Annotated in this window: 15 protein-coding genes and 1 other annotated feature; of the genes, 12 read left to right on the forward strand and 3 right to left on the reverse strand. The window is 38.0% G+C overall.

Annotated features, from left to right (window positions below):
• Positions 1-413: 413 nt before the first annotated feature.
• From A9C19_RS04395 to A9C19_RS04435, 9 genes are all read left to right on the forward strand, one after another.
• The gene (locus A9C19_RS04395; protein ID WP_072578807.1) at positions 414-896 is read left to right on the forward strand and encodes a GNAT family N-acetyltransferase; all 483 of its coding nucleotides are present in this window, start codon (positions 414-416) and stop codon (positions 894-896) included.
• A gap of 162 nt (positions 897-1,058) precedes the next feature.
• The gene (locus A9C19_RS04400; protein WP_072578808.1) at positions 1,059-2,258 is read left to right on the forward strand and encodes an MDR family MFS transporter; all 1,200 of its coding nucleotides are present in this window, start codon (positions 1,059-1,061) and stop codon (positions 2,256-2,258) included.
• A 249-nt stretch (positions 2,259-2,507) separates the two neighbouring features.
• A complete protein-coding gene (locus A9C19_RS04405; RefSeq protein ID WP_072578809.1) occupies positions 2,508-3,872 on the forward strand; it encodes a sigma-54 interaction domain-containing protein in 1,365 nt (454 codons plus the stop codon).
• Between the two features lie 217 nt (positions 3,873-4,089).
• The gene (locus A9C19_RS04410) at positions 4,090-4,794 is read left to right on the forward strand and encodes a CoA transferase subunit A (protein ID WP_072578810.1); all 705 of its coding nucleotides are present in this window, start codon (positions 4,090-4,092) and stop codon (positions 4,792-4,794) included.
• A complete protein-coding gene (locus tag A9C19_RS04415; protein ID WP_072578811.1) occupies positions 4,791-5,456 on the forward strand; it encodes a 3-oxoacid CoA-transferase subunit B in 666 nt (221 codons plus the stop codon). Before A9C19_RS04410 ends, A9C19_RS04415 begins: the two co-directional genes overlap by 4 nt.
• A gap of 28 nt (positions 5,457-5,484) precedes the next feature.
• A complete protein-coding gene (locus A9C19_RS04420; RefSeq protein ID WP_072578812.1) occupies positions 5,485-6,804 on the forward strand; it encodes a GntP family permease in 1,320 nt (439 codons plus the stop codon).
• A 27-nt stretch (positions 6,805-6,831) separates the two neighbouring features.
• Positions 6,832-7,608, forward strand: a complete 777-nt coding sequence (locus tag A9C19_RS04425; RefSeq protein WP_072581742.1) for a 3-hydroxybutyrate dehydrogenase — start codon at positions 6,832-6,834, stop codon at positions 7,606-7,608.
• A gap of 262 nt (positions 7,609-7,870) precedes the next feature.
• Positions 7,871-8,099 (forward strand) — a binding site (T-box leader).
• 131 nt (positions 8,100-8,230) lie between these two features.
• Positions 8,231-10,645, forward strand: a complete 2,415-nt coding sequence (gene leuS / locus A9C19_RS04430) for a leucine--tRNA ligase (protein ID WP_072578813.1) — start codon at positions 8,231-8,233, stop codon at positions 10,643-10,645.
• Positions 10,646-10,853: 208 nt separating this feature from the next.
• A complete protein-coding gene (locus tag A9C19_RS04435; protein ID WP_072578814.1) occupies positions 10,854-11,174 on the forward strand; it encodes a rhodanese-like domain-containing protein in 321 nt (106 codons plus the stop codon).
• Between the two features lie 75 nt (positions 11,175-11,249).
• On the opposite strand, the gene A9C19_RS04440 is transcribed toward A9C19_RS04435, so the two are convergent.
• The gene (locus tag A9C19_RS04440; protein ID WP_072578815.1) at positions 11,250-11,438 is read right to left on the reverse strand and encodes a sporulation protein Cse60; all 189 of its coding nucleotides are present in this window, start codon (positions 11,436-11,438) and stop codon (positions 11,250-11,252) included.
• A gap of 77 nt (positions 11,439-11,515) precedes the next feature.
• On the reverse strand, positions 11,516-12,784 hold the full coding sequence (locus tag A9C19_RS04445; protein WP_072581743.1) for a BaiN/RdsA family NAD(P)/FAD-dependent oxidoreductase: 1,269 nt from the start codon (positions 12,782-12,784) through the stop codon (positions 11,516-11,518).
• Positions 12,785-12,990: 206 nt separating this feature from the next.
• Between A9C19_RS04445 and A9C19_RS04450 the strand changes: the two genes are divergently transcribed.
• Together A9C19_RS04450 and A9C19_RS04455 are read left to right on the forward strand one after the other, a co-directional pair.
• The gene (locus A9C19_RS04450) at positions 12,991-14,622 is read left to right on the forward strand and encodes a putative polysaccharide biosynthesis protein (RefSeq protein WP_072578816.1); all 1,632 of its coding nucleotides are present in this window, start codon (positions 12,991-12,993) and stop codon (positions 14,620-14,622) included.
• A gap of 249 nt (positions 14,623-14,871) precedes the next feature.
• A complete protein-coding gene (locus A9C19_RS04455) occupies positions 14,872-15,600 on the forward strand; it encodes a pseudouridine synthase (protein WP_072578817.1) in 729 nt (242 codons plus the stop codon).
• Between the two features lie 84 nt (positions 15,601-15,684).
• Here A9C19_RS04455 and A9C19_RS04460 read toward each other — a convergent pair whose 3' ends face one another.
• The gene (locus A9C19_RS04460; RefSeq protein WP_072578818.1) at positions 15,685-15,906 is read right to left on the reverse strand and encodes a DeoR family transcriptional regulator; all 222 of its coding nucleotides are present in this window, start codon (positions 15,904-15,906) and stop codon (positions 15,685-15,687) included.
• Between the two features lie 436 nt (positions 15,907-16,342).
• Here A9C19_RS04460 and A9C19_RS04465 point away from each other — a divergent pair, with 436 nt between their 5' ends.
• Complete coding sequence (locus A9C19_RS04465; RefSeq protein ID WP_072578819.1) at positions 16,343-17,044, forward strand: ABC transporter ATP-binding protein; 702 nt, start codon at positions 16,343-16,345, stop codon at positions 17,042-17,044.
• Positions 17,045-17,048: the final 4 nt, after the last annotated feature.

Here is a 17,048-nt window from a genome sequence, read left to right on the forward strand (position 1 = left end):
GTAATACAACTTCAATCATCTTTGGCTGAACCCCTAAGAATGAAACCCTTGCGACACTCCGCACCGATACAGTGTTATTTTATTAGTCCTGTCATTTCAGTAATTCCTTTAATTGAATAGTCTTTACTCTTATACATTTTCATTGCAATCTCTACTTATCTCTCTCTTGGTAGGTCTACAGCCCATTTAATATCTCTCTATTTTAGCACCAAAACGATTTTCGCTTATAAAAGTGGAACTTTGTTTTTGATTATGAGTAAAAACTAAAGAACCTACCTATTAAAAAGATTATTTTTTTCAAAACAACTAAAGTCACATCCTATATTGTATGTATTTTCTAGCTTTCTAAGGTTATATGTAGAATAAATACGTTTCATCGCAACATTTTTTATGTAGGAAAGGGAGGAAAAAGAATGGTTGAAATTCGTTTGTCTCAGGCGAAGGATTTTCCACAACTACTTCATCTAGATCACAAGGTATGGAATGAAGTAACGACCCCATCTGTCATCAATTGGGAATCTATAGAACATTTTAGTTCTAGAAATCCAGAAGGTAGTCAGCTTGTTGCACATGATGATGGAATAGTAGTGGGATACTTAGGCTATCACTATCCAACCCCACTAGAAACGAACAAACATGTTTATGAAATGGATATTGCTGTGAACCCTGATCATCAAGGGAAAGGGGTAGGATCAATGCTCTTACATACATTCGTAGAAATGGCCCAAAAGCACTCCATTCATAAATTATCTTTACGTGTTCTAGAGTCAAATCAAAAGGCGATTCATTTCTATAGGAAGAATGGTTTTAAAGAACAAGGAAGATTAGTTAAAGAGTTCTACGTAAATGGGAACTATGTCGACGATATCCTCATGTATAAGCTAATCAATACATAAAAGGACATGTCCAAAGAATCAGTTAATTCTCATTATTACAACATTATAAGAAAGGTTGTTTCATCATTGCAAATCAACTAAAAAGCGGCTAAAATTCTCAGAAGGATAATGAAAAATTGTACGGAGATAAGTCTTTTACGATTTTTTAAAGGAGGGAATAACATGCCGCGTTCTCTTTGGTTGTTAATTATTGGAATGATGATTAACGTAACTGGAGCCTCGTTTTTATGGCCACTTAACACAATCTATATTCATGAGCATCTTGGGAAATCCTTAACTGTGGCGGGGTTTGTATTAATGCTAAATGCCGGTGCAAGTGTTATTGGGAATCTTGTGGGAGGAATATTATTTGATAAAATAGGTGGGTTCAAATCAATCCTACTAGGTATTATTATTACACTAATATCAGTTGTGGCCCTTATGTTTTTTCACGGGTGGCCAACTTATATGTATCTACTAATCTTTATTGGGTTTGGCTCAGGAATTGTCTTTCCAGCTACGTATGCTCTTGCAGGTACTGTATGGCCTGAGGGTGGAAGGAAATCATTTAATGCTATCTATGTTGCACAAAACGTAGGAGTGGCAGCAGGTGCTTCTTTAGGTGGATTGGTTGCATCTATCTCATTTAATTTAATTTTTGTTGCGAATGCAGTGCTTTATGCTGTTTTTTTCTTCATTGCATTCTTCGGGTATCGAAATATCGATGCGTCCAAAGGGACACAAACCTCTATTTTAGAGCAAAAAACAGTAGTGAAAAATCGTACGAAATTCAATGGACTTGTGATTTTATGCATAGGGTACTTATTATGTTGGGTAGGGTATGTTCAATGGCCGTCCACTATATCGTCTCATACACAAAACTTAAACATTCCATTAAGTCAATATAGTTTGTTATGGACCATTAATGGTGCCTTAATCGTCTGTGCTCAGCCTTTAATTTCGTTATTTGTAAAGCGTTTTGCGAAATCGTTGAAAAAACAAATGATTATCGGATTTGTTGTGTTTATCATCTCGTTTATTTTTGCGTCCTATGCAGAGCAATTTTCAGGGTTTTTAGTTGCAATGGTCATTTTAACTATTGGCGAAATGCTAGTTTGGCCTGCTGTACCAACAATTGCCAATGATTTAGCTCCAGAGGGAAGACAAGGGTTTTATCAAGGCTTTGTTAATAGCACAGCTACAGGTGGACGAATGATTGGACCTATTTTAGGTGGGATGATTGTAGACTATTATCATATGAATCTTCTGTTTCTCATTATTATTGGGCTTTTAGCAATAGGGATTGTTACAACAAGCATATATGATAAGAAAATTGTGGTCGCTGAAAAAAGGGATCAAGAACCAAGTGGGATTGGGGCTTGATCCCCTTTTTTTATATTGAAAGATAAGAGGACATAAAGGTATGTTCGTTATTTTGGTGCCTATGTCCAGCGTTAGCCATAGAGATAGGCAATGACAAATTGAAGGTCAAGAATGACTGCTATTTTTATTCATTTATTTTCCTAGAGGTTGTGTGTTCAAGGTGGTTGTGCTCTTTTTTAAAAAAGTACATTCTCCAGTTCTCCCAGTGTGATACGATAGAAGAAATACAGATTACTAGGAGTAGATCACATGTTAAATCAACGTTTTCCATATGCGAAAGAAATTGTTGAAACTGTAATTGAGAACGCTTACGTATGGATTGTCATTGTTGATGCGAATGGTCGAGTTATCTATATGAATGACAACTACTGTAAGTTTTGCGAAGTGGAAAAACATGAAGTAGTAGGTAGGCATGTTACGGAAGTAATTGAAAATACAAGAATGCACGTAGTAGTTGAAAGTGGAGAAGAAGAAATCGCGGATTTACAATATATTAGAGGAAATTATATGATTGCAAATCGCATCCCTATTTATGCAGACAATAAAGTCGTCGGAGCATTTGGTACAGTGATGTTCCGTGATACGAAAGAGTGGCATGAGATGAATTCGCATGTTCGGCATCATCTCTCTTCCTTACCATCATTTCTTGAGCAACAGGATGTAACGGGTGCAAAATATACATTAAATGATATCTATTCTTGCTCGCAAGTCATGGCAGAATTAAAAGAAAAAATAAAAACAATTGCCTCAACCGATAGTTCAGTGTTAATTAGAGGAGAAAGTGGAACAGGGAAAGAGCTATTTGCCCATAGTATTCATCTACTTAGTAATAGAAGTGAAAAACCTTTTATTAAGGTGAATTGTGGAGCTATACCTGAGCAGCTTTTGGAATCAGAATTATTTGGTTATGAAGATGGTGCATTTACTGGTGCGAAAAAAGGAGGGAAGAAAGGAAAGTTTGTGCAAGCGAATGGGGGAACGATTTTTCTTGATGAGATTGGTGACATGAGCTTACATATGCAAGTCAAGCTGCTACGGGTACTTCAAGAAAAAGAAGTAGAGCCTGTAGGATCGACCAAAACGATTCCGTTAAATGTAAGAGTGATAACCGCAACAAATCGTCCATTAGAGTCACTTATGGACAATCAAAAATTTAGGAATGACCTTTATTATCGAATTAGTGTTATTCCATTATATATCCCACCTTTAAGGGAGCGGATCGAGGATTTAGAAACGCTTGTAAGACATTTTATTAAGAAGGTTTCATTACGAACCGGGAAAAGAATCTCTCTTATACATGAAGAGGTGATGGAGACATTCCGACATTACCATTGGCAGGGAAATATAAGAGAGCTTGAAAATATAATTGAGGCGGCAATTCATTTAGCTAAAGCGGATGTCATTACTCTTGATGCAATTCCTGATTATATAAAAAAGAAGCATGTGTTTTCAGAGCAGGAACTCTCTTTAAAAGAAATGCTTAATGAGGCAGAAAAAAATATTATCAAAGAAACGTTAAAGAAATATGATGACGATCGAAAAAAAGTAGCGAAGGTGTTAGGGATTAGCAAATCAAGTATGTATGAAAAAATACAAAAATACGGGATTAAATAACAGTCCATTTTTCTGGAAAATAGTCCAGAAAGATGGACTGTTCTTTTTTCTTAGTATGAATGAGGATCGTTCCAATTGGACAAGCGTTCGCACGTTTTCCATTCCATAAATTCGGAATGGAAAAAAGAATGTGTCCATTTTCGGAACTTTAAATCACCCTTTATATGTTGGCACACTACTTGCAACATGAAGTATGTAAGCTGAAAGGAGGAGCATCGTGAAACCAATATATCATTCATTTCAAGAAGCTGTTCAAGAAATTAAGGATGGATCAACACTTATGGTTGGGGGCTTTGGACTTTGTGGAATACCTGAGAATCTCATTATTGCTTTAGTAGAAAAGGGTGTAAAAGACTTAACAATTATCTCAAATAACTGTGGAGTTGATGACTGGGGACTTGGGCTTTTATTAAAAAATAAACAAATAAAGAAAATGGTCGCCTCATATGTAGGAGAAAATAAGGAATTTGAACGGCAAGTACTAGCAAATGAAATTGAGGTTGAGCTCATACCTCAAGGTACGCTAGCCGAAAGAATTCGAGCGGGTGGGGCTGGAATTCCTGCGTTTTATACGCCAGCAGGTGTTGGAACCCCGATTGCAGAAGGGAGAGAGGTCAGAAGGTTTAACGGAAAAGAATATTTATTAGAAACCGCCTTAGTCGCTGATTTTAGTTTAGTTAGAGCAAGCAGAGCGGATAAGATGGGAAATCTCCAATATAATAAAACCGCTCAAAACTTTAACCCTATGATTGCAGCAGCTGGGAAAATAACAATAGCTGAGGTCGAAGAATTAGTAGAAATCGGGGGAATTAATCCTCAATATATCCATACACCAAGTATCTATGTCCAGCATCTTATCTTAGGGAAGCAGGAAAAGCGAATTGAAAGGCGTACTGTTCGAAAGGAGGAAATCAATTCATGAGTAAAGAAAATGTTCGTGAAAAGATTGCACGTCGAGCTGAGCAAGAAATTGAAAGCGGTTACTATGTAAACCTTGGAATTGGGATGCCTACTTTGGTTGCGAACTATATTCACGAAACTAAGCTTGTCGTTCTTCAATCAGAGAATGGTTTATTAGGAATCGGTCCATATCCATCTGAAGAGGATGTTGATGCTGATTTAATAAATGCAGGGAAAGAAACAGTCACGACTATACCAGGGTCTAGCTTCTTTAGCAGTGCTGAGTCATTTGCCATGATACGTGGTGGTCATATCGACATTGCCATTCTAGGCGGAATGGAAGTTTCAGAGAATGGTGATTTAGCAAATTGGATGATACCAGGAAAGATGATAAAAGGCATGGGCGGGGCCATGGATTTAGTTCATGGAGCGAAAAAAATTGTTGTCATAATGGAGCATGTATCAAAAAATGGACAATCGAAAATCGTTAAACAATGCAGCTTGCCATTAACGGGAAAGGGTGTAGTAGATCGTATCATTACAGATCGAGCCGTTATGGATGTGACTTCTGAAGGACTAGTTTTAACTGAGGTACTTGAAGGTTATACAGTTGAAGATGTTATAAGCTCAACTGAAGCTAGTTTAATCGTTTCTGAACATGTGAAGCTAGAATCTTCTATGTAAGAGTACGGCAAACAAAGGGGGATAATGTATGTTAAGTATGATTGGACTAATTGGTGGTTTAGCACTATTAATTTATTTAACCATGAAAGGGATGAACTTATTAGTAGCAGGTCCCTTATGTGCTTTATTTGTAGCAGTATTTAGTGGGCTTCCCCTCTTTCCTCAGCTAGTAGGAGAAGGTGAAGCGAACTTGGTAGGGAATTATATGTCAGGTTTTTCAGGGTTCATTGCTTCGTGGTATTTAATGTTTTTACTTGGAGCTATTTTTGGAAAAGTGATGGAGGATAGTGGAGCAGCAGATAGTGTTTCACAATGGATTGTAAGTAAGCTAGGGATGAAAAGAGCCGTGTTAGCGATTGTTATTGCTTGTGCTGTTTTAACCTATGGTGGAGTTAGCTTATTCGTTGTTGCATTCTCTGTATATCCTATGGCTGTTAGTTTATTTAGACAAGCGGATCTACCTCGTCGGTTTATTCCAGCAGCATTAGCATTTGGATCTGTTACCTTTACAATGACGTCTGCAGGATCGCCAGAAATTCAAAACTGGATTCCAATTGAATATTTAGGTACATCTCCATATGCTGGCTGGGAAGTAAGTGCGATTGTTGCCGTATTCATGATGGTCTTTGGTTATTGGTGGTTAGGTCGCATGATTAAAAAGGCTGTTTCACGCGGGGAGAAATTTATTGCTCGTGAAAATGATCCAGTTAATGAAAATAAAGCACTGCCAAGTCCAATCTCTGGTGTTATTCCATTGCTCGTCGTTTTAATTATTTCGTTCATTTTCCATGATTCCTTACAGCAATCTGCCTTAATAATTGCATTATTAGGTGGAGTCATTGCGACGTTCCTTTTAAATCGAACATATTTCAAATCCTTCTGGGATGCTGTTTCTGAAGGTACTCTAGGAGCTCTACTCGCACTTGGTAATACGGCAGCCGTGGTTGGCTTTGGTGGTGTTGCGAAGGCTGTACCAGCATTTGAAACAGCTGTTAATGCGATGACAAGTATCCCAGGTAGTCCGTTAATTGGTGGGGCAATTGCGGTTAGTGTGATCGCAGGTATGACAGGTTCTGCATCAGGTGGTCAGGCAATTGCTTTACCTTTATTAGCACCACATTATATTGATATGGGGGTAAATACAGAAGCACTTCACCGCGTAGTGTCTATTTCCTCTGGTGCATTAGACTCGCTTCCGCATAATGGTTATGTCGTAACAACCGTGCGAGCCATTTGTGGTGAGTCACATCAGGATGCTTATAATCCAGTAGGGGCATTAACCGTTATTGTTCCGTTACTAGGGGTAATATTAGCTATCATTCTCTTCTCTCTAGGAGTGGGAATTTAACAATATAGAATGAGGAGGTAGATGGTGTTGGTTCAAGATCAGGTCGTACTCATTACTGGAGCAGCACAAGGCATCGGTTTTGAGATTGCAAAAGCTTTTGCTAAAGAAGGAGCAAAGGTTGTCTTAACAGATTTAAAAGAAGAACAAGTAAATGAAAGTGCACAATCATTACGTAATGAAGGCTATCAATCTATTGGCTTGAAATGCGATGTGACAAAAGAACAGGAAATTATGGATGCTATTACGAAAGCTAGGGAAGAATTTGGAACGATTCATACGTTAATAAATAACGCTGGCTTACAGCATGTATCCCATATTGAAGATTTTCCAACTGAAAAGTTCGAGCTTTTAACAAAGGTTATGCTTGTGGCCCCTTTTATTGCAACAAAGCATGTGTTTCCGATGATGAAGGAGCAAAAATTTGGTCGCATCTTAAACATTGCTTCTATAAACGGGCTAATTGGATTTTCAGGAAAAGCAGCCTATAATAGTGCAAAGCACGGCGTAATTGGACTAACAAAAGTGGCGGCACTAGAAGGGGCTGAACATGGCGTTACCGTAAATGCATTATGTCCTGGATATGTCGATACACCGCTAGTAAGAAACCAGCTGCAGGATTTAGCAAACACAAGAAATGTACCGTTTGAGGATGTAATTGAAGAGGTATTATATCCACTTATCCCGCAAAAAAGGTTATTAGATGTCCAAGAAATTGCCGATTATGCTCTTTTTCTAGCTAGTGATAAGGCGAAAGGGGTAACAGGGCAAGCTGTCGTATTGGATGGTGGGTATACGGTCCAATAAATAGGAGTCTTTTCACTTTCTATTTATGGTCAAAATCAAATGAAATGAAGGTTATCAAAGTGACCTTTTAGCGTGAATTCACATACGAATTCACGCTTTTACTATTTTCACCCAATTATCTGTTTTGGACACAGAGCCTGTCGTTAAAAGTTTATATGAATACAAGGTTTACTTTCCATAAGGACCAAAGTAAATTCTTATGAAACATGGGAATAAACTTGCATATCGTGAGAAAGTTTTATAAAATGTTCTTAAATATACGAAATGAACGGTGAAAAGGAATAGTAATTAGTGTAATTAGGTTTAGAGAGTTGACGGGTGGTGCAAGTCAATCCAATGGACTAATGAACTCGCCTTTGAGTTACAAATGTGAACACCTTAGAGGGTAAGTAATGTTTGTCGTAAATCCACGTTACGGATATCAAAGTGGGCATAATAGCATTATGCCAATATTGGGTGGTACCACGGGAATCAAACCTCTCGTCCCTTTCTGGGATGTGGGGTTTTTTCTATTGGTATGCTTTTGCTACTCGGTTGGTCATGATAAGAAGAAACGCCTACTTTGATCCGTTCAAGCGGATAATTAGTATATAGATGTACATAGAAAGAAGGAGGATATAAGATGAGCTTTCAACATCAAGAAATGGAGAAAAAATGGCAAGATTACTGGCTACAAAATAAAACATTTAAAACAACCGAGGATTCAGACAAGCCGAAATTCTATGCTTTAGATATGTTTCCATATCCATCTGGTGCAGGCTTACACGTAGGTCATCCAGAAGGATACACAGCAACAGATATTTTATCGCGTATGAAGCGTATGCAAGGATTCAATGTACTTCATCCAATGGGATGGGACGCATTTGGTTTACCAGCGGAGCAATATGCGTTAGATACTGGAAATGATCCAGCGGAATTTACAAAGCAAAATATTGATAACTTCAGAAGACAAATTCAAGCGCTTGGTTTTTCTTATGATTGGGATCGTGAAGTGAACACGACAGATCCTGGTTATTACAAGTGGACACAGTGGATTTTCTTACAGCTTTACAAAAAAGGATTGGCGTATGTAGATGAAGTACCTGTTAACTGGTGCCCTGCATTAGGTACAGTTCTAGCAAATGAAGAAGTCATTGACGGGAAAAGTGAACGTGGTGGACATCCAGTTGAACGTCGTCCAATGAAGCAATGGATGCTAAAAATTACTGCATATGCTGACCGTTTACTTGAAGACCTTGAAGAAGTAGATTGGCCAGAAAGCATCAAGGATATGCAGAGAAACTGGATTGGTCGTTCAGAAGGTGCTCATGTAACATTTGATATTGAGGGACATGATGATCAATTTACAGTATTTACAACACGTCCTGATACACTTTTCGGCGCAACATATGCGGTTCTTGCTCCAGAGCATAGCCTTATTTCAACTATTGCGACACAAGAACAAAAGGCTGCTGTTGATGCTTATATCGACCAAGTAAAACATAAGAGTGATTTAGAGCGTACAGAGCTTTCTAAGGAAAAATCAGGCGTATTTACAGGTGCATATGCAATTAACCCTGTAAATGGTGAGAAAATGCCAATTTGGATTGCTGATTATGTCCTTGTAACATATGGTACGGGTGCAATCATGGCAGTTCCGGCACATGATGAACGTGATTATGAGTTTGCTGTGAAATTCGAGCTTCCGATTAAAGAAGTTGTTAGTGGTGGCGATGTTTCTAAAGAAGCATACACAGGTGATGGAGAGCATGTGAACTCCGACTTCTTAAATGGTCTTGGAAAACTAGAAGCAATTGAAAAAGCGATTGCTTGGTTAGAAGAAAACAACAAAGGTGAAAAGAAAGTAACGTACCGTCTTCGTGATTGGTTATTTAGCCGTCAACGATACTGGGGTGAACCAATTCCTATTATCCACTGGGAAGATGGAACCATGTCAGCTGTTCCAGAAGAAGAGCTTCCACTTGTTTTACCAAAAACAACGGAAATAAAGCCTTCAGGTACAGGAGAATCACCATTAGCAATTATTGAGGATTTTGTTCATGTCGTTGATCCTGTAACAGGAAAAAAAGGTCGTCGTGAAACAAATACAATGCCACAGTGGGCAGGTAGCTGCTGGTATTATATCCGTTATATTGATCCAGATAACAGTGAGGCACTTGCAGATGCAGATAAACTAAAAGAGTGGCTTCCTGTTGATATTTATATCGGAGGGGCTGAGCATGCGGTTCTTCACTTACTTTATGCTCGTTTTTGGCACAAGGTTTTATATGATTTAGGTGTTGTTCATACAAAAGAGCCTTTCCAAAAACTATTTAACCAAGGGATGATCCTAGGTGAAAATAATGAGAAAATGAGTAAATCAAAAGGTAATGTTGTAAATCCAGATGAGATTGTTGCTTCACATGGTGCCGATACACTTCGCCTTTACGAAATGTTCATGGGTCCACTTGATGCATCAATTGCATGGTCAACAACTGGACTTGATGGCGCACGACGTTTCTTAGATCGTATTTGGCGTTTATTCATTGAAGATAACGGTGAATTAAGCCCTAAAATAACGAATGATTCTAGTGATACTCTTGAGCGTGTTTATCATCAAACCGTGAAAAAAGTAACAGAGGATATGGAGGGCTTACGCTTTAATACGGCCATTTCTCAGCTAATGGTTTTCATTAATGAAGCATATAAGGCGACGGTTCTACCAAAAGAATACGTAGAAGGCTTTGTTAAGCTACTTTCTCCAATTGCGCCTCACCTTGCTGAAGAGCTTTGGAATAAGCTTGGCTACAGTACAACAATTGCTTATGACGCATGGCCTGCTTTCGACGAAGCAAAGCTTGTTGAAAATGAAGTGGAAATTGTTGTTCAAGTGAATGGTAAAGTGAGAGCAAAGCTATCTGTAGCTAAAGATGTGACAAAAGATCAGCTTGAAGAAATTGCCCTTGCTGATGATCGTGTTAAAGAACAAATTGAAGGAAAAACAATTCGTAAAGTGATTGCCGTACCTGGTAAGCTAGTTAATATTGTTGCGAATTAAGACAGAGAAACAGAGGCAGGGGACACCTTACCTCTGTTTTTTCTAGGAAAATAGTTAGCAGAATAAATGTTTAGAGTGGGGTTTAGGTAATTCAAAGGGAAGAGTGAAGAAGACATGACCAAATGAAGGAGCGGTCAACGTCGTTTACTGGAATCCGCCCTGGTCACTTTGGTATAATTCAACTATTAAAACTGAGAGGATGTCCGTAATGATTGAAATCAAAGAAATGAGTCCTGAAGAAATTCAAGAAAAGCTAGATAAAGGCGAAGAGCTAGAATTAATTGATGTACGAGAAGATGAGGAAGTAGAAGCTGGAATGATTCCACAAGCAAAACATATCCGAATGAATGATATACCTGATCAATTGGATGCGATTGATAAAGACAAAGAAACAATTTTTATTTGTCGATCAGGAGCTCGAAGTGGAAATGTTTGTGCTTATCTGCAAGATAAAGGATACAATGTTGTCAATATGGCAGGTGGCATGCTCGACTATAAAGGGGAAACGAAACCTAAAAGTCAAGTGTAAGAAAAGAAGGGGGTGGGACAAAACAAAGAGCCAGGCACTACTGTCCCAGCCCCTTCTTGCCTATTTTTTTATTATCTACTCTTTTACACTATAGATGACTAAAGCCGAATAACAATAAAGTTGCTCACCATCTTCATCCGTTGAGACAGATACACTATACTTTATATCCTTTACCTGATTCTCGCTTAAATCAGAAAGAAACTCGTTTAGCTCGTCCTCAAGATCTTTCTCATGCTCCTCATCAAACAAAGCTACTTTGACCATCCAATTCACATCCTATCTTTGGAAAATGTCATTTAGTATACTTTATTTCGTCATGAGGAGGAATATGACTTGTCCTTTTAAAAAGCGTTTGAGTAAAGAGCGGCATTAACTCCAGCTAGTCGACCTGTCACAAGAGCAGATGTGATATTATAGCCACCGGTATACCCATGAATATCTAAGATCTCTCCACAAAAATAAAGTCCCTCTTGTAGCTTGGAGGACATTTCTTTTGGATGAATTTCTTTTACTGAAACCCCTCCGCCTGTCACAAATGCCTTCTCTAGTGATAATGTCCCATGCACGTTAAATTGGAATTGTTTGCAGTCTTTTACAAATAAACGTAATTTTTCGTTTGAAAGATTATCAGACGTAACGAGTGGGTCTATTTCATTCTTTTCTAGTAAAAATAAGAGATATCTTTCTGGTAGAAGCCCCTTTAAGACATTTTTTATCGCCTTTTTCGAATCTTCCTTTAGATCACGGGCGATTTGCTGGAACAATTGCTCTTCATTCATTTCTGGTAGTGCATCAATACTTACTGTAACAGATGTACTTTTGAATTTTTTCATCGCCTTTACGACGTATTGACTACATCGTAAAACCGCGGGTCCTGAGAGACCAAAATGTGTAAAAATCATATCCATTTTGTGTGTAATAATTGGTTTTCCTTTGGGATTAAGAACACTTAAGGCTACGTCCCGTAATGAAAGACCTTGTAACGTCTTATTTTGAATAAATGGCTCATTTGAAGTGACAGGGACTTCCGTCGGGAAGAGCTCTGTAATTGTATGACCGGCTTTCTCGGCCCAAGAATAACCATCCCCTGTGCTACCTGTGTGAGGAACGCTTTTTCCACCAACCGCCAATACGACCGATTTTGTATAGATAAGGTCTCCACTTACAAGTTGTATTTCATGCTGTGATTCACCGTAATTGATTTCCTTTACAGGCTCATTCGTCCGAATATCTACACGTAAACGAGCTAATTCGTTAACAAGAGCATCTACTACCGACTGTGCTTTGTCTGTAACAGGGAACATTCGGCCATGATCCTCTTCCTTCAATTGAATGCCAAGGTTTTCAAAAAAGGAGATGATATCCTCATTACTAAATTCTGAAAATGCACTATATAAAAACCTCCCGTTCCCGGGGATGTGCTTGATAATTTCATCGATTGGAAGTCGATTTGTCACATTACAGCGTCCACCGCCTGAAATCGCGAGCTTCCTTCCTAGCTTATTACCTTTATCAATGAGTAGCACCTTAGCACCTTTTTCGCCAGCGGCAATAGCAGCCATTAATCCAGAAGGACCGCCACCAATAACCACTACATCATATTTATTCATTTCGTTCACACCTTCATTTTTCGTTCTCTGTTCCTCATAATAAAGCTGAACAATAAAAAAAGCAAAAATTAATTTGATCTTGACCAAAGCCTTGTATCCTTTTTAGAGAGAAAATAAGACATAGACAAACATATGGTATAACGTAACGTTTGTGGTAAAATAGAAAAGTTGAATCTTCATATTGAGAAGAATGGTGAATTTAAACGATGTCAAATCAGCTATTAAGAGGTACGTTCATATTAACGTTAGGTACATATATTTCAAGAATATTAGGAATGGTTTACTTAATTCCTTTTTTTGCGATGGTAGGCACAACAGGCGGAGGTTTATTCCAAACTGGTTATGCGCAGTATACAATTTTTCTGAGTATTGCAACGGCAGGGTTCCCAGCAGCCGTTTCAAAATTTGTGTCAAAATATAATGCGATGGGTGACTATCAAACAAGTAGGAGAATGTTTAAAGCAGGCATTGTTGTTATGCTAGGAACTGGGCTAATAGCATTTGGTCTTTTATACTTACTTGCACCTTGGTTAGCGGCAAGTGCGCTTGCTGATAAAGCGGTAAAAGGTGTTACCGTAGATGACGCTATTTTTGTTATCCGTATGGTTAGTTTAGCGCTGATCATTGTTCCTTTAATGAGTTTAATTCGCGGCTTTTTCCAGGGACATCAATCGATGGGTCCAACAGCCGTTTCACAGGTTATCGAGCAGCTTGTAAGAATTGTGTTTTTATTAGCAGCCACCTACCTAGTGTTAAATGTATTTGATGGAGGTATGGTGTTAGCTGTTGGGTATGCAACCTTTGCAGCATTCGTAGGTGCAATCGGAGGGCTACTCGTTTTATTTGTCTATTGGGTAAGAAGAAAGCATACACTACTGGCGATTACAGGTGAGCAGATCGAGACAAAAAAAATCCCTTTAGGTGATATGTTTAAGGAAGTATTCCGTTATGCAGGTCCATTCGTATTTGTTGGCTTGGCAATCCCGATTTATGGCTACATTGATACGAACACGTTCATGAAGGCGATGATTGCTGCTGGTAAGGATAAGGACCTTGCTTGGGAGATTTATTCGGTTTTACTTTTGTATGTGCCAAAGCTTGTTATGATTCCTGTGTCATTAGCAACAGCCTTTGGGTTAACGTTAATCCCGACCATTACGGAATCGTTCACAAGTAATAATCGTGCCTTACTTCATAAGCAAATAAACCAAACCTTTCAAATCATTATGTTACTTGTGTTACCAGCAGTCGTAGGGTTATCTGTCCTAGCGGGTCCTGCTTATTCTATCTTCTATTTCGGTGAAGCAGAAGAAATTGGGAAAGAGATTTTAATGTGGTATGCTCCAGTTGCCCTTTTATTCTCTTTATTTACTGTTAATGCAGCAATCTTACAAGGTATCAATAAGCAAAAGTTAGCTGTGATTAGCTTAGTGATTGGGATTATTGTGAAGCTTGTGTTGAACCCAAGCTTTATTCAGATGTATGGAGGAATTGGTTCGATTTTAGCAACGGCAGCAGGCTATTCATTTTCTTTAATATATGGATTTGCCATGATAAAACGTCATGCAGGTTTTTCATTTAAATTATTAATGAAGCGTACAGTCCTTATTACGATCCTTTGCTTATTTATGGGGCTGGCAGTATCTGTAACGCAATCAATCACATCTATCTTTCTAGATTATCATGTCAGTAGAATGCAGGCTGTCTTAACAGCAGGAATTGCGATCATCATTGGAGCGGGTTCTTACCTTTACTTAGCTTACCGCTCACATTTACTTGAAAAGCTATTAGGAAATCGACTTACTCGATTTTTGCCAAAAAGGAAATCAGTCGGATAGAGTGTAACGTTCTATCTTGGTTAAAATAAGAATAGGAACATGAAAAACTCGGTGAAAGACCGAGTTTTTGACTTGTAGACAAGAAGAAATACAGAATGAATCAACTTATGCTCATTGTTAAGGCGTTCTTTCTATTTTGCTTACCAGAAATCGTTGCTTAAATGATGGCTGTATTTAATAAAATGGGATGTTAGATAGGAATAAAGTGGAAGATAGAGCCCTTCCAATAGGAAAAAGGAGTACGGATAAATGAGAATTGATAAATTATTAGCAAATGTAGGATTTGGAACTCGAAAAGAAGTGAAAAAAATGCTAAAGACAGGCGTAGTGAAGGTAGAGGGTGAAGTCATTAAGGATCCGAAAACACACGTCAATCCTGAAGAGGATACTATTACAGTAAATGAAGACATCATTGAATATAAAGAATTTGTTTACTTGATCATGAATAAACCTGCTGGATATTTATCGGCAACTGAGGATGAATACCAAGAAACGGTTCTGGACTTACTCGAAATGGGAGACGCTGTTTGCCAGCCATTCCCTGTAGGAAGATTGGATAAAGACACGGAAGGTCTATTGCTTTTAACCAATGATGGACAGCTTTCACATCAGCTCTTATCACCGAAAAAGCATGTTCCGAAAACCTATTATGCTACGATCCTAGGTGAAGTAACAGATCGCGACGTACAAGTATTTAAAACGGGAGTAGAGCTGGACGATGGTTATTTAACAAAGCCAGCCATTTTAGAAATCCTTCGATCTGGAGACGAATCTGAAATTCATGTAACGATTACTGAAGGAAAGTATCATCAAGTAAAGAGAATGTTTGAATCAGTTGGTAAAAAGGTCACATATTTAAAACGAATTTCAATGGGACCAATTAGGTTAGATGAAGAAGAATTAAAGACTGGGGAATATCGCGAATTAACAGAAGAGGAAATTGAAGAGCTACGAGCTGCTCAACCTATCCAATTATAAAATTATTTCAATCAAAAAAGAGGAACCTTTCATTTAGGAAGGTTCCTTTTATGTATTTTACGAATAGATAAAAATTATTTGTATTTAAGATGTCATCTTTACTTTTTTATTTGTAGTTGCCCATTTACCTCTCGTTGGGCTGTGAACCAAATCGTTGTATGCTAATACATTTAGATCACGTTGAATGGTTCTAGGTGTAATACCAAATTCGTCAACGAGCTGTTGAGTTGTAACAGTTCCTCGCTCGCTAATAAACATGTAGACTGATTTTATTCTGGTTAGCATACGGTTTGTTGAAGGTTTCAAAAAACCACTCCTTATCGTTTGATCGCACTGGCAATGCCTACTACAACCTTTCGATGACTGCAACTTCAGATGTCATTTCATACATATTTAGTTCTACGGTAAAACGTTACAACAATATTTTACACGATTTCGACACTTACAATCCAGAAAAAAGTTTTAATTTACACAATATTAACATTTTAACCTAGTAAAAAACCAGTGATTTGTAAGAATTTGAACCTATTTGAACCAAACTCCTAGCAAAACCCCTATTGTTTTTAACATGGTGAACCTAAAATTCTGGTGAAGAAAGTAAGTATGAACGTGTATGTACTCTGTATAGTAAATCTATATGATTTGTATTTTGAATACTATGACAATTTCATGAAATTCTTTAGAAATTTTTGAAACCCTTGCATGTTTATTTACGTACATACAATTATATGGAGGAGATATTATGGAATTAGTAGATATTAACATACACTCTGCGGGATATGATGAACAATCACCAATCATACATCAAATCGAGTTCTCTATACAAAAGGGAGAATTGGTTGGATTAATAGGTCCCAATGGTGCTGGGAAAAGTACAACCATTAAAACCCTTTTAGGGGTTATTCAATATATGAAAGGAAATGTCAGGTGGGGTGACACGACGAGCTATGCCTACATCCCTGAAAGACCTATATTCTATGATCATCTTACTTTATGGGAGCATTTAGATTTAGTAGCTTCCATTCATGATATCGGGGATGAGACATTGAATGAAAGAGCAAGTAAATATCTTCATGCTTTTCGTATGGAGAAAGTAAAGGATCAATTCCCTTCTAGCTTTTCTAAAGGGATGCAACAAAAAGCGATGATTATTCAAGCTCTCCTAATAAAGCCTCACATCTATATAGTGGACGAACCCTTTATAGGATTAGATCCTGGAGCAATTAAAATGTTTTTGGAGGTAATGGAGGAAGAAAAACGGCGTGGAGCAGGGATATTAATGTGTACACATGTACTTGATACAGCTGAAAAAATATGTGATCGTTTTCTTCTTGTTTCAGAAGGATCTATTGTAGCGGAAGGAACGCTTACCGAAATCCAAGTCAAAAGTGGGGAAGAAAATGGTTCCCTTCTAGATTGCTTTCACGTCTTAACGGAAGGATAGAATG

This window comes from Bacillus weihaiensis (genome assembly GCF_001889165.1).
GTDB classification, from domain to species: Bacteria; Bacillota; Bacilli; order Bacillales; family Bacillaceae; genus Metabacillus; species Metabacillus weihaiensis.